Origin of the sequence: Pseudoalteromonas sp. HM-SA03 (assembly GCF_002289345.1) — a bacterium.
In the GTDB taxonomy this organism is placed as follows: domain Bacteria; phylum Pseudomonadota; class Gammaproteobacteria; order Enterobacterales; family Alteromonadaceae; genus Pseudoalteromonas.
Genome location: NZ_NSDG01000025.1, coordinates 15384 through 34849, shown reverse-complemented (window position 1 = coordinate 34849; position 19466 = coordinate 15384). Strand labels below are relative to the sequence as shown.

13 protein-coding genes are annotated in these 19466 nt (G+C 40.9%); 10 read left to right on the top strand and 3 right to left on the bottom strand.

Annotated elements, in window-relative coordinates:
- Entirely contained in the window at window positions 1-1176 is a 1176-nt protein-coding gene (locus CKO50_RS04940; RefSeq protein ID WP_095727256.1) for an efflux RND transporter periplasmic adaptor subunit, read from the bottom strand.
- A gap of 236 nt (window positions 1177-1412) precedes the next feature.
- On the opposite strand from CKO50_RS04940, the gene CKO50_RS04935 reads away from it, so the two are divergent.
- On the top strand, window positions 1413-1661 hold the full coding sequence (locus CKO50_RS04935; protein WP_010371625.1) for a YkgJ family cysteine cluster protein: 249 nt from the start codon (window positions 1413-1415) through the stop codon (window positions 1659-1661).
- 261 nt (window positions 1662-1922) lie between these two features.
- Here CKO50_RS04935 and rsmF read toward each other — a convergent pair whose 3' ends face one another.
- Entirely contained in the window at window positions 1923-3362 is a 1440-nt protein-coding gene (rsmF, locus tag CKO50_RS04930) for a 16S rRNA (cytosine(1407)-C(5))-methyltransferase RsmF (RefSeq protein WP_095727255.1), read from the bottom strand.
- 155 nt (window positions 3363-3517) lie between these two features.
- Here rsmF and CKO50_RS04925 point away from each other — a divergent pair, with 155 nt between their 5' ends.
- The 4 genes from CKO50_RS04925 (at window position 3518) to CKO50_RS04910 (ending at window position 7774) form a co-directional block, all read left to right on the top strand.
- Window positions 3518-4945 carry a sigma-54-dependent Fis family transcriptional regulator gene (locus CKO50_RS04925; protein WP_095727254.1) on the top strand — a complete coding sequence of 476 codons (1428 nt, stop codon included), beginning with the start codon at window positions 3518-3520 and terminating at the stop codon, window positions 4943-4945.
- Window positions 4946-5086: 141 nt separating this feature from the next.
- Window positions 5087-6469: a cytochrome c oxidase accessory protein CcoG gene (ccoG, locus tag CKO50_RS04920; protein ID WP_095727253.1), complete on the top strand. Its 1383-nt coding sequence runs from the start codon at window positions 5087-5089 to the stop codon at window positions 6467-6469.
- A gap of 153 nt (window positions 6470-6622) precedes the next feature.
- A complete protein-coding gene (locus CKO50_RS04915) occupies window positions 6623-7198 on the top strand; it encodes a cytochrome b (RefSeq protein WP_095727252.1) in 576 nt (191 codons plus the stop codon).
- Between the two features lie 3 nt (window positions 7199-7201).
- Window positions 7202-7774, top strand: coding sequence for a YceI family protein (locus CKO50_RS04910; RefSeq protein ID WP_095727251.1), 573 nt, complete (start codon window positions 7202-7204; stop codon window positions 7772-7774).
- 606 nt (window positions 7775-8380) lie between these two features.
- Here the strand turns inward: CKO50_RS04910 and CKO50_RS04900 are convergent.
- On the bottom strand, window positions 8381-9211 hold the full coding sequence (locus CKO50_RS04900; RefSeq protein WP_095727249.1) for a transporter substrate-binding domain-containing protein: 831 nt from the start codon (window positions 9209-9211) through the stop codon (window positions 8381-8383).
- 284 nt (window positions 9212-9495) lie between these two features.
- On the opposite strand from CKO50_RS04900, the gene CKO50_RS04895 reads away from it, so the two are divergent.
- From CKO50_RS04895 to CKO50_RS04875, 5 genes are all read left to right on the top strand, one after another.
- A complete protein-coding gene (locus CKO50_RS04895; RefSeq protein WP_095727248.1) occupies window positions 9496-10083 on the top strand; it encodes a dienelactone hydrolase family protein in 588 nt (195 codons plus the stop codon).
- 69 nt (window positions 10084-10152) lie between these two features.
- Window positions 10153-11130: an acetoacetate decarboxylase gene (locus CKO50_RS04890; RefSeq protein ID WP_095727247.1), complete on the top strand. Its 978-nt coding sequence runs from the start codon at window positions 10153-10155 to the stop codon at window positions 11128-11130.
- 114 nt (window positions 11131-11244) lie between these two features.
- Window positions 11245-13485 (top strand): NAD(P)-binding protein, encoded by a 2241-nt coding sequence (locus CKO50_RS04885; protein WP_095727246.1) that lies wholly within the window; start codon window positions 11245-11247, stop codon window positions 13483-13485.
- A gap of 250 nt (window positions 13486-13735) precedes the next feature.
- Entirely contained in the window at window positions 13736-15976 is a 2241-nt protein-coding gene (locus CKO50_RS04880) for a TonB-dependent receptor (protein ID WP_095727245.1), read from the top strand.
- 104 nt (window positions 15977-16080) lie between these two features.
- Entirely contained in the window at window positions 16081-18762 is a 2682-nt protein-coding gene (locus CKO50_RS04875) for an ATP-binding protein (RefSeq protein ID WP_095727244.1), read from the top strand.
- Window positions 18763-19466: the final 704 nt, after the last annotated feature.

Here is a 19466-nt window from a genome sequence, read left to right as displayed (position 1 = left end):
TTACTCCTCTTTGAGTGCCAGTTGCGTGTTAGCGCTTTGCGAAGGAGTGTCGTTTGTACGAAGTTGCATCCCTTCAGAAGGATAGTCCAGTGCTGAAGTAATGATCTGTTGGCCTGACTCAACGCCGTTATCAACGACGACCTTGCCATTGTACTCTCTAATAATATTGACCTTTTTGTAGCTCAGCTTGTTATCGTCATCCAATGTTGCAACGCGACCTTCTTTCACTAAGTGATGAGGAAGCATAGTGGCATTTTGCACTAACAAACCTTGAATATCTGCGTTGATATAAGCGCCAAAACGTAGTGGTTTCATGTCGTTGTGATAAGGCTGTTCGACTTGAGCAACAAGGTAGGTCATGCGACTTTTGTTATCGATAACGCCTTCACTGCGGACTATTTCACCTTTCCAACTCATCGGTTGACCAGCGACTTCTGCTGTGATCACGACATCGGTGCCAACACCTTGTTGCGGTAAGTATTTCAATTCATTATCGGCAACAGGGAGGCGTACTTCCGCAACAGATGTCGCATTGAGTTTACCAAAGCCATTACCGGGATTGACTACACTACCGAGGCTTACGGAGCGAGATTCTATAATCGCATCGTAAGGCGCTTTGATGTAAGTACGCTCCAAATTTCGGTTCGCTCTTTTCACCGCAGCCTGCGCCGCTTTAAAGCTTGCTAACTTTTCAGCGAGCTGAGGTTTTCTTAAATAGAGCTCGGAAGGTATCTTTTCGTTAGCGTTTGCTTTAATCCTTTGCCATTCTGCTTTTGCTACTTGTACCTGAGCTTGTTCTATTTCTAGCGCTGAGCTCGCTTGTGCTAAAGCCGCTTCGGCTTCAATCAGCGACGCTTCATAGTCATTCGGGTCGATGCGAGCAAGCACGTCACCTTCTTTGACAAAGCCACCTTTGACAAACTTGTCAGACAATGAAATGACTTGACCACTGACCTGAGCAACAAGCTCAGTACTGTATTTTGGCATCACGATACCGTATGACGATACGTTAAGCCTAACTTGGTCAATATGAATAGGTTGAACCTGTACGAGAGGATGCACTATTTCTTCTTTCTTCTCTTCTGGAGGTTGTTTCATTGCAGACATAGCAACTGCCGCTGCAATTCCCACCGCAAGAACGGCAATTGGTAGAATTATTTGTTTTTTACTAGCCACGTTAAAATCCTTCCTGTTGAATGATTTTTAATGACCCAGATTAACGGCTCTAGATCATCGATAAGCTTAAGAATACGCGAATAGTTATGTCGAGATGTTTAAATCCTACAGGAATATGTAACAAAGCTTTGCGTACCTATATTTATCGTTACACTCTTAATAGCGATTGATGCTTTTACGTGTAGTCGATTTTTCGATAAAATACACCACTTATTGTCAAAATTGCGAGAAACAGAATGGATTGTAGGCTTGGTTGTGGCGCTTGTTGTATAGCACCAAGTATTTCAACACCCATTCCGGGTATGCCAAATGGTAAACCTGCGGGGGAGCGGTGTATTCAACTAGATGAAAATAATCTGTGTAAACTGTTTAACCAGCCAGAGCGTCCACAGGTGTGTTTGCAATTTAAGGCCATGGAAGATGTGTGCGGTGACAGTAATGAAGCCGCGATGCAGATCATCACAGAACTCGAAATGTTGACCTAACTAGCCTCTGGTTAACTGATAAAAAAACGCCCAGAAACTTACCTGCTAAGTTCTGGGCCTAGGGAAAGGCTCAAGATTGAGCCGTGCGCTAACTAAAAACACCTTCTAAGACTGTAGGGAGAAGTAGAAAGTACTGTTAAGTTTAGTTAACCTTTCATTCTTTTTACAAATAAATGAATGATTTATTAAGTTTATATAAAACAAAGAGTTGTTCTTTATATTCATAATTGGTCTTAAAAATATCAAAAGGGTATATTCAGGTTATACCCAAGTTATCAACAGGCCGTCTTTAATTAAATCCCGAGGCAAACTGTTTTTAACTTTATTCTTTTGCCATTTTCCTAACCCGATGGCACTGCCACATAGCGTGAGGATCACCTCTCCAGTTAGTTTGGTAACTTCATCTAGGCGTATATCCTTGCCATTAAAGTAATCTTTTGCTTGCTCTTTTGTTAGTGCTAAAGTGTTTTTAGACGCTAAGTGACCGAAAGTAGTGGCAAACTCATGCTCTAATCTTACCCCGTTTTTATGGGTAGTACCGATTAAAATCCCTATGCGGGAATATTTGATCTTATCTTGGATTGCTTCAAAGTTGTCAGGAAATAGCCACACCTCTTTATCGCGCTGCATCAACTTACCGTCAAGTTGGGCAATACCAAACTGTTTCTTTAGTACGGATAACAATAGTTGAGTGGTTTTCTTGTCTAGTACTTCAAAAGGGAAAGCGCCTTTTTTCTGTTTTGGGTTCTTAACTTCAACCGTGCTTAACTTTTTAAATCGAGCAATGAAAAACCCCTCGCTATCATATAGCTGAGGCCACACATGCAAGTATCCTTCGGACGTTGTAGCTTTTTCAGCACCCTCGAATAAAGTCGATAGGTTTTCGATGGCTACTGCTTGGGGGTAATTATCAATGAGGTGTTGGCATACTTGCTGATTTTCCAGAGGTGTTAACGTACAAGTTGAATACACTAAGGTACCGCCTGGCTTTAAGGCTTGAAATGCGCTGTCTATCAGTTGCTTCTGCACTTGTGCAATTTCAACATTAGACTCAATTGACCAGTTTTTAAGGGCATTTGGGTCCTTTCTAACAGTGCCTTCTCCTGAGCATGGTGCATCAAGCAAGATGTTATCAAAACATTCATGCATATAATCGCCAAAGATACAGCCGTCAAAGTGAGACAACGCAACATTGCGTATGCCCATACGTTTCATATTTGCTGCAAGGGCTTTGAGTCGAGATGAAGATAGCTCATTAGCGATTAGTACGCCACGCCCATCCATATAAGCTGCGAGCTGCGAAGTTTTCGAACCTGGTGCTGACGCCATATCCAAATTAATATCATCACTGCTGATAGTCGATTTCAGTGCCGTGGGTGGCAACATGGAACTAGCTTCTTGGACATAGATGCAGCCACTTAAATGGATATCTGTGTTGCCGATAGTAAGATTAGCTTCTTCTTGTTCACTTCTTGATATCCAAAACCCTTCCTCACACCAAGGGATCGGTTCTGCCTGCCAATCACTTTTTTCGCAGTAGGTTAAGAATTCCGTGATAGACATTTTTAGGGTATTGACTCTGACTGCTCGGCGTAAAGGAGACTGGCACTTATCTATAAAGTCTTCGATGTTAAGATGGTCTGGCAAGTAGGTTTTTATGTCGTCCAGAAACACGCTGGGAATATAAGTTGATTTGTCCACGCAGTTACTCAATTTGAAAGCTTTATTTCATTTTACACTTTCATGAGTAAAAAATGCATGTTTGTTGTGGCGATGATAATTATTAAGCAAAACTCGTGGCTGACAGTAAGAGGCTATGGTTATATAATTGATCGCGAAATATCGCGAGGATTGCTATGTCTATTATCAAACACTTTTTGGCGGACCCTAAATTATTATTGAATGCGGTTGGAGAGGGGATCTATGGTTTTGACCTTTCCGGTAACGCTGTTTTTGTAAACCCTGCCGCGGAGCGTATGACTGGGTGGCAAAGTGATGAGCTTTTGGGGAAAAAAATACATCAGTACCATCACCATAGTCATGCAGATGGGAGTGATTATCCTGCTGATGAATGTAACATCTACAAAACAATGTTTGATGGTAAAACACGACAGGTAATCAATGAGGTGTTCTGGCGGAAGGATGGGAGTTGTTTCCCTGTAGAATATACCTCAACACCAATCTTTAAAGATCAGCAAATTATCGGTGCAGTCGCGATATTTCGCGATGTGTCGCAACAACACAAAACTGAAAATGCTCTGAGAGAAGCGTTGAATAAAGTTCAAGTACTTACTGAGCAACTCAAAGATGAAAATGCCTATCTGCTAGAGACATTAAATGAAAATTGGCAAGACTCGGGTTTGGTGGGCAGCAGCGCAATATTTCAGGCCATGTTGGCGCAGCTTGAACTGGTTAGTCAGACCGACAGTACGGTATTGGTTTTAGGGGAAAACGGCACGGGTAAAGAGCTTGTTGCCAGAAATCTGCACCGCCTTAGTGAGCGTTCATCGCAACCTTTCGTTAAAGTAAATTGCGCGGCTTTTTCACCAACCTTGATTGAATCTGAATTGTTTGGACATGAAAAAGGTGCATTTACTGGAGCGAATGAAAGACGTAAAGGGCGTTTTGAACTGGCAGATAAAGGGACAATATTTTTAGATGAAATTGGAGAGTTACCGCCAGAAGCGCAAAGCAAGTTATTACGTGTGTTACAAGAGCGAGAGTTTGAGCGTGTAGGGGGAAGTAAGTCGATTCAAGTAGATATACGGATAGTCGCGGCGACCAACAGAGATTTATGGAAAATGGTCGAGGAAGGGGAGTTTAGAATGGATTTATATTACCGTTTAAACGTTTTTCCTATTCGAGTGCCTGCACTGCGAGAACGTATAGAGGACATACCAGTATTGGCCAACAACCTCATCGTGCAGCTCAACAAAAAGCTGGGTAAGCAACTTCGGGGGATCTCAAAAAAGGCTATTCATGCGCTACAGCGTTATGATTGGCCTGGTAATATTCGAGAACTCCAAAACGTGTTGGAGCGCGAAGCGATATTATCTAAAGGTCGCTTACTTGACTTATCTCAAGCACTTAACGCTACTGAGAAGCATAAATCTGAAAGCGGTGAACTGACTTTAGCGCAAGCGGAAGCTGAGCACATATTAAGAGTGCTAGAAATAAGTAATTGGAAGATCGCTGGCAGCAACGGTGCGGCTGATAAGTTAGGACTACCCGAAAGTACGCTGAGGTCGAAAATGAAAAAACTAAAAATCGCTAAACTTTCGTGATATTTCGCGTCTATGCGTGATATTTCGCGATATTTAAAATGTTATGAAAATAAATTTCATAAAAATCAATTATTTATAAACTTTCAGATTGGTCTGAAAGTTGCAATATCAAACTCGTGTATTATCAATGTAGCAAATAACATGAAGTTTGATATCAAAGAAGAAGACATGATCATTAAGCCTTACAAACAAGAAGGGCCTATTTACGTCAGAGAGCAAAAAGGTTTTTTCCAAAAAATAAGAAGAAACCTTGGCTGGTTTTTAATGTTAACTTTCGTTCTCATTCCTTGGATCCCGTACAACGGGCAGCAGGCCATCTTGCTTGATTTTGGTAAACAGCAATTTAGGATATTTGGTGCCACTTTTCTCCCTCAAGACTTTATGATTTTAGCTTGGATTTTTATGGTAGGTGCCTTTGCTCTATTTTTTGTCACGACTTGGTTGGGTCGCGTTTGGTGTGGCTATACTTGCCCGCAAACGATTTGGATGCTGATGTTCACTTGGGTTGAGCACCGAGTGGAGGGGACTCGCAACCAAAGAATAAAGTTAGACAAATCAGACTGGAATAGTAAAAAAGTTGCTAAGAAAACGGCAAAACATGCTATTTGGTTGATAATTTCAGTGTTTACTGCCACGTCATTTATGGCCTATTTTATTCCTGCAAAAGAACTGTATTTCGATATGTTTACGCTCGAGTGGACTGGCCTCACTTCCTTCTGGGTATTTTTATTCGCACTTTGCACCTATGGAAATGCGGGCTTTTTGCGAGAAAAAATGTGTACTGTGGCATGTCCATACTCTCGTTTTCAATCGGTCATGTTTGACAAAGACACATTAGTCGTCACCTATGATAGTGAACGTGGTGAAAATAGAGGCCGTCGCAAACGCAAAGCAGATCCAAAACAGCTGGGGCTCGGTGACTGTGTAGACTGTAATTTATGTGTTGAAGTGTGCCCTGCTGGTATTGATATTCGGAATGGTCTTCAATATGAATGCATTAACTGTGGTTTATGTATTGATGCGTGTAACGAAACGATGAATAAATTCGGCTATCAGCCAGGCTTGATTAAATATCAAAGTGAGCACGAGCAAGCGGGTAAAAAGTCCAACCCATTTAGGTTAAAAATAGTGGGCTATGGTGCAATTACCGTATTGATAGTAGTCACTATGGTGATTTGGGCATTCAATCGTACGCCTATAGAAGCCTCTGTCATTCGCGACCGTAATGCGCTTTATCGCGTTAATTATGAGGGTTTAGTCGAGAACCCATATACCTTAAGTGTAATTAACAAAACGCAACATGATTTAACTTACACCGTGAGCTTAAAGGGACTACCAGATGCGAAACTAACAGCCCCAATCACGACGCATATCGCTGGCGGCGACATGGCATTAATCCCTGTAACGGTGACTGCTGATGGCTATGAGCTAAAAGGTAAACGGACTCCAATCCAATTCACTATAGAGTCGCAACAAGATGCCAAGATTAGCATCACGAAGGACAGCTACTTCTATAAAAATTAGTTTACACTCCCCCCGACTCAAGGCGCTTGTATTATGAAGCGCCTTTTTTGTGTGCATATATGCACAATCTAACGCTAAATTTATGGCTTTCTCTCTGAACTTTTAGCATATAAGCTTACTCTTATTGAGAATGAGTTTTATTAGCTGAATATTATGTTTAAAAATACATCACAAAACTATGGTTTGTTAGCCATCATCTTTCATTGGGTTAGTGCGCTTGTGGTATTTGGCATGTTTGGTCTTGGGTTGTACATGGTCGAACTCAGTTATTACGATCCTTTCTACCGTGATGGATTACATATTCACAAAAGCATAGGAATGCTGCTAGCAGCTTTGATAGTACTGAGACTGATTTGGAAGGTTGCCAATCCTAGTGTGAACCCCGAAAGTGAAGTAACTCCCATGGACAAATTGCAAAACACAATAGCACATGTCGTTCACGTCGTTTTGTATTTAGGTTTGTTTGGGCTGTTTGTCACAGGTTACTTAATCTCCACCTCGGATGGTAGAGCTATAGAGGTGTTTAACTGGTTTTCTGTTCCTGGTGTAGGGGAGCTGTTTGAAGAACAAAGTGATATTGCAGGCACTGTGCATTTATACACTGCTTGGGGACTCATTGGATTAGTGGCGCTACACATTGTGGGAGCGCTCAAACACCACTTTATAAATAAAGATCGTACCTTAGTTCGAATGCTCAAGGTACCAAATGCTACAAAAGTTGAGGATTAAAACATGAAAAAGACAATTATTGCAGTAAGCATGGCGGCTATGACCTTATCGGCTGGAGTAAATGCTGCGGATTATGTAATTGATACTAAGGGTGCGCATGCCTTTGTAAACTTTAAAATCAAACATTTAGGATACAGCTGGTTGCATGGTCGATTTAATAGCTTTGAAGGAGACTTCAGCTATGATGCAAAAAATCCAAATGCATCAAAAATCAATGTAGTGATCGATACTGCTTCTATTGACTCGAATCATGCAGAGCGTGATAAGCATTTGCGCGGTAATGATTTCTTAAACGTTAAAGCAAATCCTAAAGCGACTTTTAAGAGTAACTCGATTACTTTTAGCGATGATACAAATGCGAAGGTGAAAGGAAGCTTCACACTCAATGGGGTAACAAAGCATATCGAGTTTGATGTTCAAAAAGTGGGTGAAGGTAAAGATCCATGGGGTGGATACCGAGTTGGCTTTGAAGGAGAAACCCAGTTAAAACTTGCTGATTATGACATCGACTATGATCTAGGGCCGGCGTCAACGCACGTTACCATCGGTTTGCACTTAGAAGGTATTCGTAAGTAAGCGCTACTAGCACCACGTGTTACTAAATAACCTGAGCTGCGGATAATCAATGCCTTTCTAGCAGCCAGTTTTAGCGCTAACTGCGTTGAATTCACTTCCAATAGCCAGCTATTGGTGCGTAAATTCGCCTTGCCTACAGGATGTAGGTACCTTAGCGAGAGCAGGACGCGGAAGCGGTGTTTTCCCTAAAACTCTCTGGCTAGACAAAGAAAAAACTAAGTTGTGCTTTAGCAACAATGAGTTGGGACATTCCTTATCCAAACCTCAGGTTAAATACGTGGTGCTGCGCTTTATATTCTAGTAGGAGTCCACTTTTCAAGCGCAATATTAGGGCCTATTTACCTTTCAAGTTTGTTTTTGCAGCAGTTTGATTGGTATTTGTACAAGGCAGAGCCTGCGTAGCATAGTTATTCTATGTGAGTCAGGCGATAACACAGTAGAAATACCAATCAAGCGCTGTCCTTTGGGTTCACCTGAGTGCGCTTTGTTCATTGTTGCTCAACTTTTGCCTAGATTACTAGGCGGCAAGTCGAGCGTCGCGACCAAAACACACTCAGAAGAACAAAAATCAAACAGCAAAGTTCAACAGGCCCTAGTTTTACAAAGTTAGTTTTTAAAAATACTAGCTAGCTGTGGCTGAAATTGCTCTGGTAACCAACGAGACATAGCCAGTCTAAACTGCTCGTTTTTATGTGCTTGCTTTAATGCTTCGCTAATTACAGTTATCTGTTCTTTACCAATTGCATTGTTATTACAGCCTGCATATCCAGCAGTTATCTGCGAGGCGATACTCAATCTGACTTGTGTCAATTCATCCTGCTTATCTACATGTAATTTGTGGTAGTGGTGCTCACTTGGGTATCCGAGTATCACGTCGACTCTTTTTTTGAGTAGCATGATAGTCAAACTCTCTAATGTATCCCTTCCTGGTCTTACAAGGACTTGCTTGGTAGGTAAACTCGCCAATAACGCATCAATTTCATGACCAAACGACCGGTTTGCCGCCACACCTACGGTTAGTCCATGCTCAGTTACGAGCTTTTCCAAATCTATTGCGCTATTGGTAATGCCTAGTGACTTTGCGACATCTTTCCTTAGTGCGGCAGAGGTTGACAATCCGATGGTGGAATACTCATCACTAAAAGCGATATGTCTTTGTCGTTCGGCTGTTTTATAGAGGGAGATCATACAATATTGGTTGTTGAAATTAGAGAGCTCATGTATCGCCCTCGATGCGGGGAACACTTTATAATTGAATGTGTAGTCGGGCATCTGTTGATGAATAAGTTTTATCAATAACTCGTCTCGTCCTTGCCCTTCCAAATCGTCAGAAAGGATATAATAAGGCGCGAAGTCTATAGCAATCCAAGTTATTTGTTTTGCAAATACAAAACTGGATTGAAAAGCAATGAAGAGGAGTAAGATGATTTTGATCAAATTGGGTCACTCTTGCTGAACTTACAATAAGCTTAGCATTGTTGGCGATATTGATGATTAAATTAATGTTTATTTAATTTGTATTTAATGTTTACAGAGGTTGGCGGTATGCTAGTTTTAAAAGAGGTTTTAGTTCTGGGTAAAAGCGTGCTAATTAAAGCTCAGTTAAGCGATTGAATAAAGAGCTTGATTGCAGCGCGTTAATCCAAATATAAGCAGATAAGGCCGCATGGCAAGGAAAGTCATACAAGCCAATAACTATAAATTATTAATAAGGAAAACCGATGGCTATATTAATCGTTACCGATATTTTCGGTTATACGGATCATATTGATCGTTTTGCTAAATCGCTTGGAAGTGACGTACAGGTGCTTTCACCATTTATAGAAGAACCAAACAGTGTCTCAGAATCGGATTGTTATGAGCTGTTTTTGGTTCAGTGTGGTCACCGTTTATATGCTGACAAAGTATCAGCAGCGATTTCTGAATACAAACCAAAACTTATTATTGGCTTTAGTGCAGGTGGAGCTGCTGCATGGGTTGCATTGTCTGGACAAGGTGCATCTCGCTCTGTTGAGCAGCTTATTGCATTTTATCCCAGTCAAATACGTAATCATCTAAATATTAAGCCCAGCTGTGATGTGTCTATCTTCTTTGCTCAAGTTGAATCTCATTTTGACGTTGAGCCCGTTATTGAACAGTTAAAAGATAAAAAAGGGCTGGATTGTATCCGAACGCGGTATTTACACGGTTTTATGAACAAGCTTTCGGGTAACTATGATGAGTACGCATACTCGCATTATCAGTATTTTTGCCAGCGAGAGTCGCGTAACTATATCGAGGTTGTGCAACGAGAAGCGGAGTTTTCATAACAACATACGCAAAAGCGGCTTGAGCGAACTACACTAAACACTAACTTATCATACTTTAAGGAGTGAAAGATGTATCCCGAGTTGCCTGATTATCAACATTTTTATAGTAATCCGATCGCCAAACCTCCATGCAGAATGCTAAATGCACAAATGTATGGCTTTTTTGTCAAAGGAAAAAAATCAACAATCCAAACCTATGTTGATAAAACGCTTAATTCGGTTTCTAGTAGTGAATTTGTATTCAGGGCCCTAACCGATTGGTGCTTATTGACATTTACAGATATTGAAAATATCGCGTCAAAAGTGCCGCCATTTAGTAACTATGGATATATGCAAGAAACCGATGTCATCATCTGGTTGCCTATTCTGCAAGTCAATCTCGAAACGTTAAAGGCAGAACATCTATATTGGTATCCAGCATTTATCTCGGTCAACAACATTAACGCACTGATAAATGGTCGAGAAATATGGGGCTACAACAAATATTTATGTCGCTACGAAATGCCTGATAACTTTGGTGACCCACTGAGCTTTTCCCTCTCTCTGGAGACCTTTAAGGAATTTGATCCCAACGTCAAAATGGCATGGCATGAATTGTTATCCATTGAACCTGAGGATGACGGGGAGTCATGGCTAAAAGAAGTGTTGGAAGTGGGTGAAGAAATTGCTGAGCTTTTCAAAGATTCGGTGTCTGATTTAAACGTCGATAGCCAATTTCTTAAGCAGTTCTTATCAGGGTTTACCCATCCGCAAATGGATCAAATATTATTTAAGCAGTTTCCAGATGGTCGTGCCGAGAAGTCTGTATATTCGGCAGTGGTGCATTCCCCTTCAGAGGTGAAGAAAATCCACAAAATTGGCTTTATCAAAGATGACTTAAGCCTGAATCTACAACGAATGGATGCGTTTCCACTGGATAAAATGTTTGGCATTCCAATAGGCAAAAGCGAGGTCAAACTACCTTACTTTGTGAAAATGGACTTCGATCAGGCAGGAGTGGAAGAAATTGTTTCCAGTGCTCAGAGTATGGCTAACCTCCATCGTTAGTGTACTGGTGGCATAAAAAACACGATTTTTTACTAAAGCGATATTTGCATGTTTAGTTGTCTTTCTATGTGGCTTTAGGTGTTGCTCGTCAACACGTTAGAAAAAGGAAGATTTATGAGCAAACAAAAAGTAGCAATACTTGGCGGCGGTGTTTCGGCAATGACTGCTGCGGTATACATGACTGAACAAGACGATTGGCAAGAGCGCTATGATATTACCGTTTATCAGCAAGGCTGGCGCCTGGGAGGCAAAGGGGCCAGTGGTCGTAATGCTGAATACGGCGAACGTATAGAGGAGCACGGTCTTCACGTTTGGTTTGGTGCCTATGTCAATTCTTTTAGGGCAATAGAGATCGTTTATAATAAGCTTGAACGCTCGAGTTATATCCCCATTCACACTTGGCAACAAGCGCTAAAACCACATAGTTTGGTGGTGTTGCAAGAATATATTGATCAGCAATGGCAAACTTGGTCAGTAGATTTCCCTGAGATCCCAGGTAATCCAGCAGATGGCACACTCGATTTACATTTTTGGCAGATTTTAAAATTACTTGCGGCTTGGCTACACAAGTGGGTTGATGATTTGGAATGCGAAGTTGAGAAAACCCACAAATCCACACAACTCAAAACTAAAAAAGAAAGAGACAAAACGCTGCTTGCTCACTTGGGACAGGAAGTTAAAAGCTTTTTTGATAGTGTAGAAGAAAAGGCTAGAGCTCTATTTGATGACGCAGAAAACCATGTCCAAGAGGTCGTATCCACACCAAAGCTGTTAATAACGCAACTTAGTAATTTTCTAACGGTACGTGAAGCTGATCATCGTTTAGAAAATAAGAAAGATCACTTAGTTGTTTGGTATATGGTTCGAAAAATTAGGCGTTGGTTGCAGTCTGAAGTAAACGACTTAATTGATGACAACCCTGTCATTAGACGTCTATATATATGCATAGATTTAGGTGTTGCGATGACCATTGGCATGCTCCGTGACAAAGTCTATTCACGAGGGTTTGGTTATCTAGATCGATACGATTTTAAACAGTGGCTAAAGCGCAATGGCGCAAATGAATCGCTATCTGTGGACTCTGCCCCTGTCCGCGGCTTTTATGACCTCGTTTTTGGCTATGAAGACGGGGATTTTAAAAAACCAAATGTCGAAGCTGGCGTTGCGGCTTTGGCCATGCTTCGGATTATGCTGTGTTATCGCGGTGGTGTGATGTGGAAAATGCAAGCGGGGATGGGAGATATTATTTTCTCTCCTATCTATGAGCTGCTCAAACACCGAGGCGTTAAGTTTGCGTTTTTTCATCAGGTTGAATCGTTACACTGTGCACAGGATGATGATGGTCATTATGTTGATAGCATTCAATTAATTCAACAGGTTAAACTAAAAGAGACGCAAAGTTACGAGCCTCTGGAATTAGTCAAAGATTTGCCATGTTGGCCAAGCTCGCCACTGTGGCAACAAATTGACCCGCAGCAAGTGGCACTACTTAAAGAACATGAGATTAACCTAGAGTCTTACTGGTCTAATTGGGAAGCGGTTTACCAACAAGCATTTGGACAGAGGTTACCGAGAAAAACACTAAATAAAGGTACTGACTTCGATTTAGTGATTTTTGGGATCTCAGTGGCAAGTCTTGAGCCACTTTGTCAGCAATTATTGGCTAAAGATAACAGCTTAAAGTTGCAAGCTGAAAAGGTCAAAACTGTTGCGACTCAAGCATTACAGTTGTGGCTTACTAAAACTGACAGTGAACTGGGTTTTCACGATCCTTCTGGTAGTAATGAGCCACCAATATTAAGCGCATTTTCTCAACCTTTTGACACTTGGGCCGCGATGTCTAATTTAATTGAGGTTGAAGATTGGCCAAATACACAGCCAAATAATATTGCCTACTTTTGTAGTGCTTTTACCTGCGCAGATTATCCACCGCAGAGCGATCATGAGTTTCCTGAACGTATGAAAGCTCAGGTAAAAGAAAACGCATTGCGAAAACTTAGATTACAGATGCAGCCACTGTGGCCAGAGGCTTATCATGGTAACGACTTTGATTGGAATGTATTGTTTGATGTTGATAATAATGAAGGTGAAGTTAGGTTCAACAATCAGTATTGGAGGGTGAATGTCGACCCCAGTGAACGCTATGTATTAAGCGTTGTTGATAGTAGTCAATTTCGATTGCCCACTGACGGCAGTTTGTTCAATAACCTCTACATTACCGGAGATTGGATTAAAACCGGTGTCAATGCAGGTTGTGTTGAAGCTGCTGTGATGGCTGGCATGCAAACGAGTAGAGCTATCACCGGATATCCTCAAAGCATTAGTGGAGAATCAGGGTTTGAGCCGTTTAAATAACCGAGTTATTACTCTTTAGGTGCTAAACGAACGCTTGATTTTTGAACCGTTAGTTGTACAACTGTATTAGCTTAACCTATATTCTACGCCCTGCAATTTGCAGGGCTCAAATCCCACCTTGGTATAATTTGTATGTATTATGAACGATAACTTGAACCTTAAAAAGGTAATCGGGTTCATTTGTTTGGGGGTCTTTTTAATTCAGCTATACTGATAGTGCAATTGCATGATATAGCTCGGGATTCAAACTATGCCACATCCAAATGTGCTGTTAAATACGATAACACTAACATTACTCTTAGTAGTCTCGATGGAAGCATCAGCACAAGTCGAAGAAGAAATCGAAGTCATTGAGGTCTACGCCCAAAAAAGAAAGCAATCTATCAATGATGTTGCTATCGCTATTAAACCCATATCCGGACAAGCCATCACTGAGGCCGCGCTGAAAGATACAACCGAACTGGGTAGTTTAGTCGCGAATGTAAAAATTAGTCAAAATGCAGCTGAAGGTACACCCCCAGCGGTCAGCATTCGGGGGGTTGGGTTAGTCGATTACAATACAGCAAACACTTCTCCGGTTGGAGTGTATTTAGATGGTATATCAGTTGGATCTGCGAATAATCAAATTATCAATCTATTTGATATTGAACAAGTTGAAGTGTTAAAAGGCCCACAAGGTACGCTTTTTGGCAGAAATACCACTGGGGGAGCAATTTTAGTACGCACGGCGCGCCCAATAGATGGTAATTTTGCTTCTGTTAGCGTAGGGGGTGGTTCTGATTCATTATCAAGAGCGCGTGCGACGCTCAATTATAGCCTAGATCAAAATAGCGCGGTGCGACTTGCAGCTAGCCACAATAACTATGAGTACACAACGTATAATTTACAGCCTGATGCTCCTGAGGCGTATATGGAGCAAAATGATGTTCGACTAAGTTATTTTGGCGAGTTTGATAAGTTCAGTGTTTTTGTGAAATTAGATTACGGTCATTGGAATGGATTGGTTCAGCCAGTCGGGAATATCGGATTATTCTCAAACCCTTTGGATGGTTCATTATGTTCTCCAGCCCAAGCGGGCACTAGCAACTGCGTTGATGCGCTTGGCTTTAATATTGGCAGTGACGATTTTTGGGCTGTACGGGTCAATAATTATCAAAAACATCACAGTATAAGCAAAGGGGTTACAACAGAGGTCGCGTATGCACTGGGTGACCGGTCTCAACTTATTTATCTTGGGGCTTTCAATCGCTTAGATAGGATACATGGATTTAATTGTGATGGAAGTCCATTGTCATTATGTGAAGGTGAGTTAGGGCTTAAAAATGAAAAGCTGGTGAATGAGCTTAGGTTTGAGCAAAGCATGGAGACTAGCTTTCTAACGGTAGGTTTATTTCAACTAGAAGAGCGTATTTATCAAGATAATTTTAATGACTTATTACGTGATTTTAGGGGAACTCCTAATGGAGCAAGTGCGGCGACCTTTTTCTATGATAATGATATTAAAGTAAAATCAATGGCCTTATTTGGTCAATATGAATATGAATATGAAGTTAGTGAGCATACAGATGTACTCGTAGGAGTAAGATATAGCGATGAAGATGTGAATTATGACTCATTCTCGTATCTCAATGTGCCGTTTGGAGATAACCTCGCTGGTATTTTAGTTTCTGCCTATGATATTGAGGGAAAAGAGTCCGATAGTAATTTGTCTGGAAAGTTGTCAGTTATCCATAAAATTGAACCGGATAAGAGTCTCTATTACAGTTTGTCTAATGGGGNCGGCGGCTATAACGGCGGCTTTTTAGTGTCAAAAGCAGTGGCAACGCAAGCCAGTTATGGCCCAGAGGAGCTCATTGCCCATGAAGTGGGTGCTAAGCTGTTATTTAAAGATTTAAAATTTGGTACAAATTTGGCTGCTTTTTACTATGATTATAAAGACCAGCAGGTATTTATGAATCAAGCATCTGAAGTATCTGGGGCACCGCCTTATCAGTTACTTAAAAATGTGGGTAAGTCAAAAATCTATGGTGCTGAAATAGAAAACACTTGGTATCTATCGGAGCAGACTCATCTAGGATTAGATGTTGGTTATATACCCGAAGCAAACTTTGAAGAGTTTATTGATCCAGTGGGTGTTGTATTGACGGATAATCGCCTACCGTTTACATCAAAGTGGAATATCTCTGGCCGGGTCAATTATCAGTTTAATTGGGATAAAGTGAGCGTAAAGAGTAGACTAGGATTTGATTATCAAAGTGAATATTACTTCGACCAAAACGAATCTCCCTATGCTAAGCAGCCCAGCTATATGCTTTGGAATGCCAATCTACAGGTGGAGTATAGAAACTGGCAGTTAGGCATTTGGGGTAAAAACCTTCTAGATAAAGAGTATAGTCATCTTAAATTTGACCTAAGTAGCTTTTTGGGAATGTTGGAAGACTTTAAAGGTGAGGGAAGAAGGATTGGCATGGATGTAACATATCGCTTTTGATTTTGTTTGAGCACTATATAGAGATAAGTCACCTGACTTGAGGGTAGAAAACTTGCAGATAAAATACCGAACCACAGGTAACTTTACTAAGGTAACTGGCTAGAATGCGTTTACTACTGATCATTTTCAGCATAATTCTGTTTTCTAGTTCCGCATACGCAGATCAGACTGTGTTGAAATTAACGCAGCCTTGGCAATATCAAAATTTACATCATGTCGGAAAGGCTTATGAGGCTAATTCCAATACAAGGTTTCCCCAGAATTGGAATGACTTGATAGCGTGGGAGTCAATACGTGAGCCACTGAAAAAGAGATCGCTGTTTTCTGGTCGTTATTTCTTGGTGACTAAAATCAGAAACGAAACACCGTTAAATGAATTTGTGCTTTATCCATACAATACGGTTTTAAGTAAAGTCGAGTCCAGGATATATACACCAAAAGCGGTCCAGCGAGTATTTTCCGGGGGGAAAGTCGAAAATGAATTTGCATTTCATTATGGTAATCAAGTCACGTTAGAACCGAACCAAGATTATTATATCGTTACGCTTTTCGAGAGTGATTTCTTTTACACCCCGGTAAAATTGACTATTGAGCCTCTGAGAGACTTTCAGCAGGAAGTGGTTTATGAAAACCTTATCATGACGCTTTGTTTTGGTGTCGGCATTGTTCTTGGGCTATATAACTTATTGATCTACATCGGCTCTAAAGATATCACTCATTTTTATTACGCATTATTCACTTGTGTGTGGGTATTTGCGTGGAGCCATTTCTTTCATATTCCCGACGAGTTATTTGGATTTTACTCTGCAAACTTACATTGGTTAGGTTTTGCGCTTGCGCCGTTAACCAACGCGTTATTTTATATCCACCTTTTAAAACTCAAGGATGTTCATCCAAACTATGTGTCGATTTCTATCTGGCTCGGAGTGATAGCGGCGCTTGGACTACCGTTTTGTATTCTTTTCCCAGGTTTTGGCTTTATTTGGGCAACATTAGTAACTGGGTTAGCGCTCTGTTTCGGACTATTTGTCGGTATTAAGCGCTGGGTTGAGGGCTTTAAGCCAGCTCGCTATTTTGTGATGGCATATATTGCAATGGCGATCCCCAATATGGTGGGCAATCTAACTAACCTGAGTTTGCTACCTGAATCTTCGAGTAACTTATATCTTTACGGTTTAATAGGTACTGCGCTTGATGCGTTACTGTTGGCTTTCGCGGTTGCGGACAAATTTAGAATTACCAGTGAAGAAAATATCGAACTCAATAAAAACCTTGAGGCAAAGGTGTTAAAACGTACTTATGAGTTAGAGCAGGTGGCCTCAGAGCTTAGAGATGCTAGTGAGGCAAAAAGTCGATTTTTGGCGAACATGAGCCATGAAATAAGAACACCAATGACGTCAATTATTGGTTATGCCGATGGTATTATGCTCGGAGATATTAAGCCACATGAGCGTAATCACGCCATCTCCGTTATTTTACAAAACTCGCGTCATGTACTTGGACTAATTAATGACATTTTGGATATGTCTAAAATTGAGGCTAATAAACTAGAAGTCGAGTTGGTGGAGTCAAACCTTTTTCAAGCGATTGCGCATGTCGATTCGCTATTGGGTAAGCAAATTAGAGATAAAGGGCTTGAGTTTGCATTGAATTATCACTTTCCACTGCCTGATTCTGTGGTTACTGATCCCACTCGATTGCGGCAGATATTACTAAATCTCACATCTAACGCAATGAAGTTCACGACGGTTGGTAAGATCTCGATTGATGTGGCGTGTCAAAACGAGCGCCTTATGATCACGGTACGAGATACAGGGATAGGAATGACAGCGGATGAGCAAAAAGAATTATTTAGCGCGTTTTATCAAGCTGACTCTTCCACATCAAGAAAATATGGTGGGACAGGACTTGGGCTAAATATTTCCAAAAGCTTAGCAAGAAAATTAGATGGTGATATTTCGGTAGAAAGTGAAGTAGGCTCGGGTACCGCCTTTACTCTTACTGTTGGCTTATATACCACCGAGAAAACACAGTGGGTGCAAAGTCTCGCTCAGATTGGCGATATTCGTGAACAAGGCACAATACCTGATGAAATAAATCAAGAGCTTAAAGGTGAGGTGTTATTAGCTGAAGATAACACAGACAATAGTAAGCTTATTAAGCGTATTTTAGAGCGGATGGGCTTATCAGTGACGGCGGTTGAAAATGGTCAGCTAGCAGTACAGGCGGTACTAGATGATGATTTCGATTTGATATTAATGGATATCCAAATGCCGGTAATGGATGGTGAGCAGGCATTTAGCTTTATTCAGGCAACGGGATGTAGCACGCCTGTGATTGCATTAACTGCCAACACCATGCAGCATGAAATTGAGCGTTATTTAAAGCTTGGATTTAGTGATCATCTTGCAAAACCTATTGATAGAGTCGTATTCAGTCAAAAAATAGCCTATTATTTGGATATCCAAGTAGATGAGGAAGTTTATCTGCCGGAAGCTGAGTTTTATCAGTTAAAACAACAGTATATTTCTGGGCTGCATGAGCAAATGATTCAGATCAAGAATCAAGCTAAGTATCAGGATTACGATGCGTTAGCAAAAACAGTTCACGCGATAAAAGGCACTGCTGCGATGTTTGATTGCATTGATATTCATAAAATTGCAAACGAGTTGGACGTTAAGTTGAAGAATAAACAACTAGAGTGTGCTGAAGTACAGTTAACTGAGTTACTTGGCGCAATGACAACCGCTATTGAGTCAGAAAAGCAGCAAACCAAGCAAGCTTAGTTTTCTATGACATATTAATATTTATAACAGATAGGGTGGTCGTTCAAGGATTCTATTAAACATTTTATCTTAATGGCTGCAAGCTACAGATATGAGCTTTACTTAGACCAGGGAAATCCCTCTACTGTATAGTTAGCATATCGATTGGAAAATATGGTCGTTTTGGATAGTTTATCTAGGCTCGCAATAAATAAACGTCCACTGTTACGGTCTCCCGATATTACACTGCTTTTACAGCACTGCTGAAACGAGGAAATAAGCGTTCTGATAGTATTCTTATTGCCCATATCCTGTAGTGCAATTTCTGCTTCTATAAAGAATGCAACCCCACTCCAATAGACTATTTTCTGCGTATTTAATGACCATATTTGTTCGCTCACTCTTTTAAGCGTCCCTTTATTCATTAGGGTATTTCTTGCGCCTCGGCTGAGCCCTGAGATTAATCTTGTACGAAACACCCAACATTAAAAATACCGTTCTCTAGCATAATGACATTTTGTAAATAACCTGAGGTTTGGATAAGGAATGTTCCAACTCATTGTTGCTAAAGCACAACTTAACTTTTTTCCTTGTTTAGCCAGTGAGTTTTAGGGAAAACACCGCTTCCGCGTCCTGCTCTCGCTAAGGTACCTACATCCTGTAGGCAAGGCGAATTCACTTCCAATAGCTGGCTATTGGAAGTGAATTCAACGCAGTTAGCGCTA

What these genes read in the sequence shown, in the direction of transcription:
- CKO50_RS04915 (WP_095727252.1), top strand. Translation starts at nt 6,623, where the DNA reads ATGTTTAAAAATACATCACAAAACTATGGTTTGTTAGCCATCATCTTT.
- CKO50_RS04895 (WP_095727248.1), top strand. Translation starts at nt 9,496, where the DNA reads ATGGCTATATTAATCGTTACCGATATTTTCGGTTATACGGATCATATT.
- CKO50_RS04885 (WP_095727246.1), top strand. Translation starts at nt 11,245, where the DNA reads ATGAGCAAACAAAAAGTAGCAATACTTGGCGGCGGTGTTTCGGCAATG.
- ccoG (WP_095727253.1), top strand. Translation starts at nt 5,087, where the DNA reads ATGAAGTTTGATATCAAAGAAGAAGACATGATCATTAAGCCTTACAAA.
- CKO50_RS04875 (WP_095727244.1), top strand. Translation starts at nt 16,081, where the DNA reads ATGCGTTTACTACTGATCATTTTCAGCATAATTCTGTTTTCTAGTTCC.
- CKO50_RS04925 (WP_095727254.1), top strand. Translation starts at nt 3,518, where the DNA reads ATGTCTATTATCAAACACTTTTTGGCGGACCCTAAATTATTATTGAAT.
- CKO50_RS04910 (WP_095727251.1), top strand. Translation starts at nt 7,202, where the DNA reads ATGAAAAAGACAATTATTGCAGTAAGCATGGCGGCTATGACCTTATCG.
- CKO50_RS04890 (WP_095727247.1), top strand. Translation starts at nt 10,153, where the DNA reads ATGTATCCCGAGTTGCCTGATTATCAACATTTTTATAGTAATCCGATC.
- CKO50_RS04935 (WP_010371625.1), top strand. Translation starts at nt 1,413, where the DNA reads ATGGATTGTAGGCTTGGTTGTGGCGCTTGTTGTATAGCACCAAGTATT.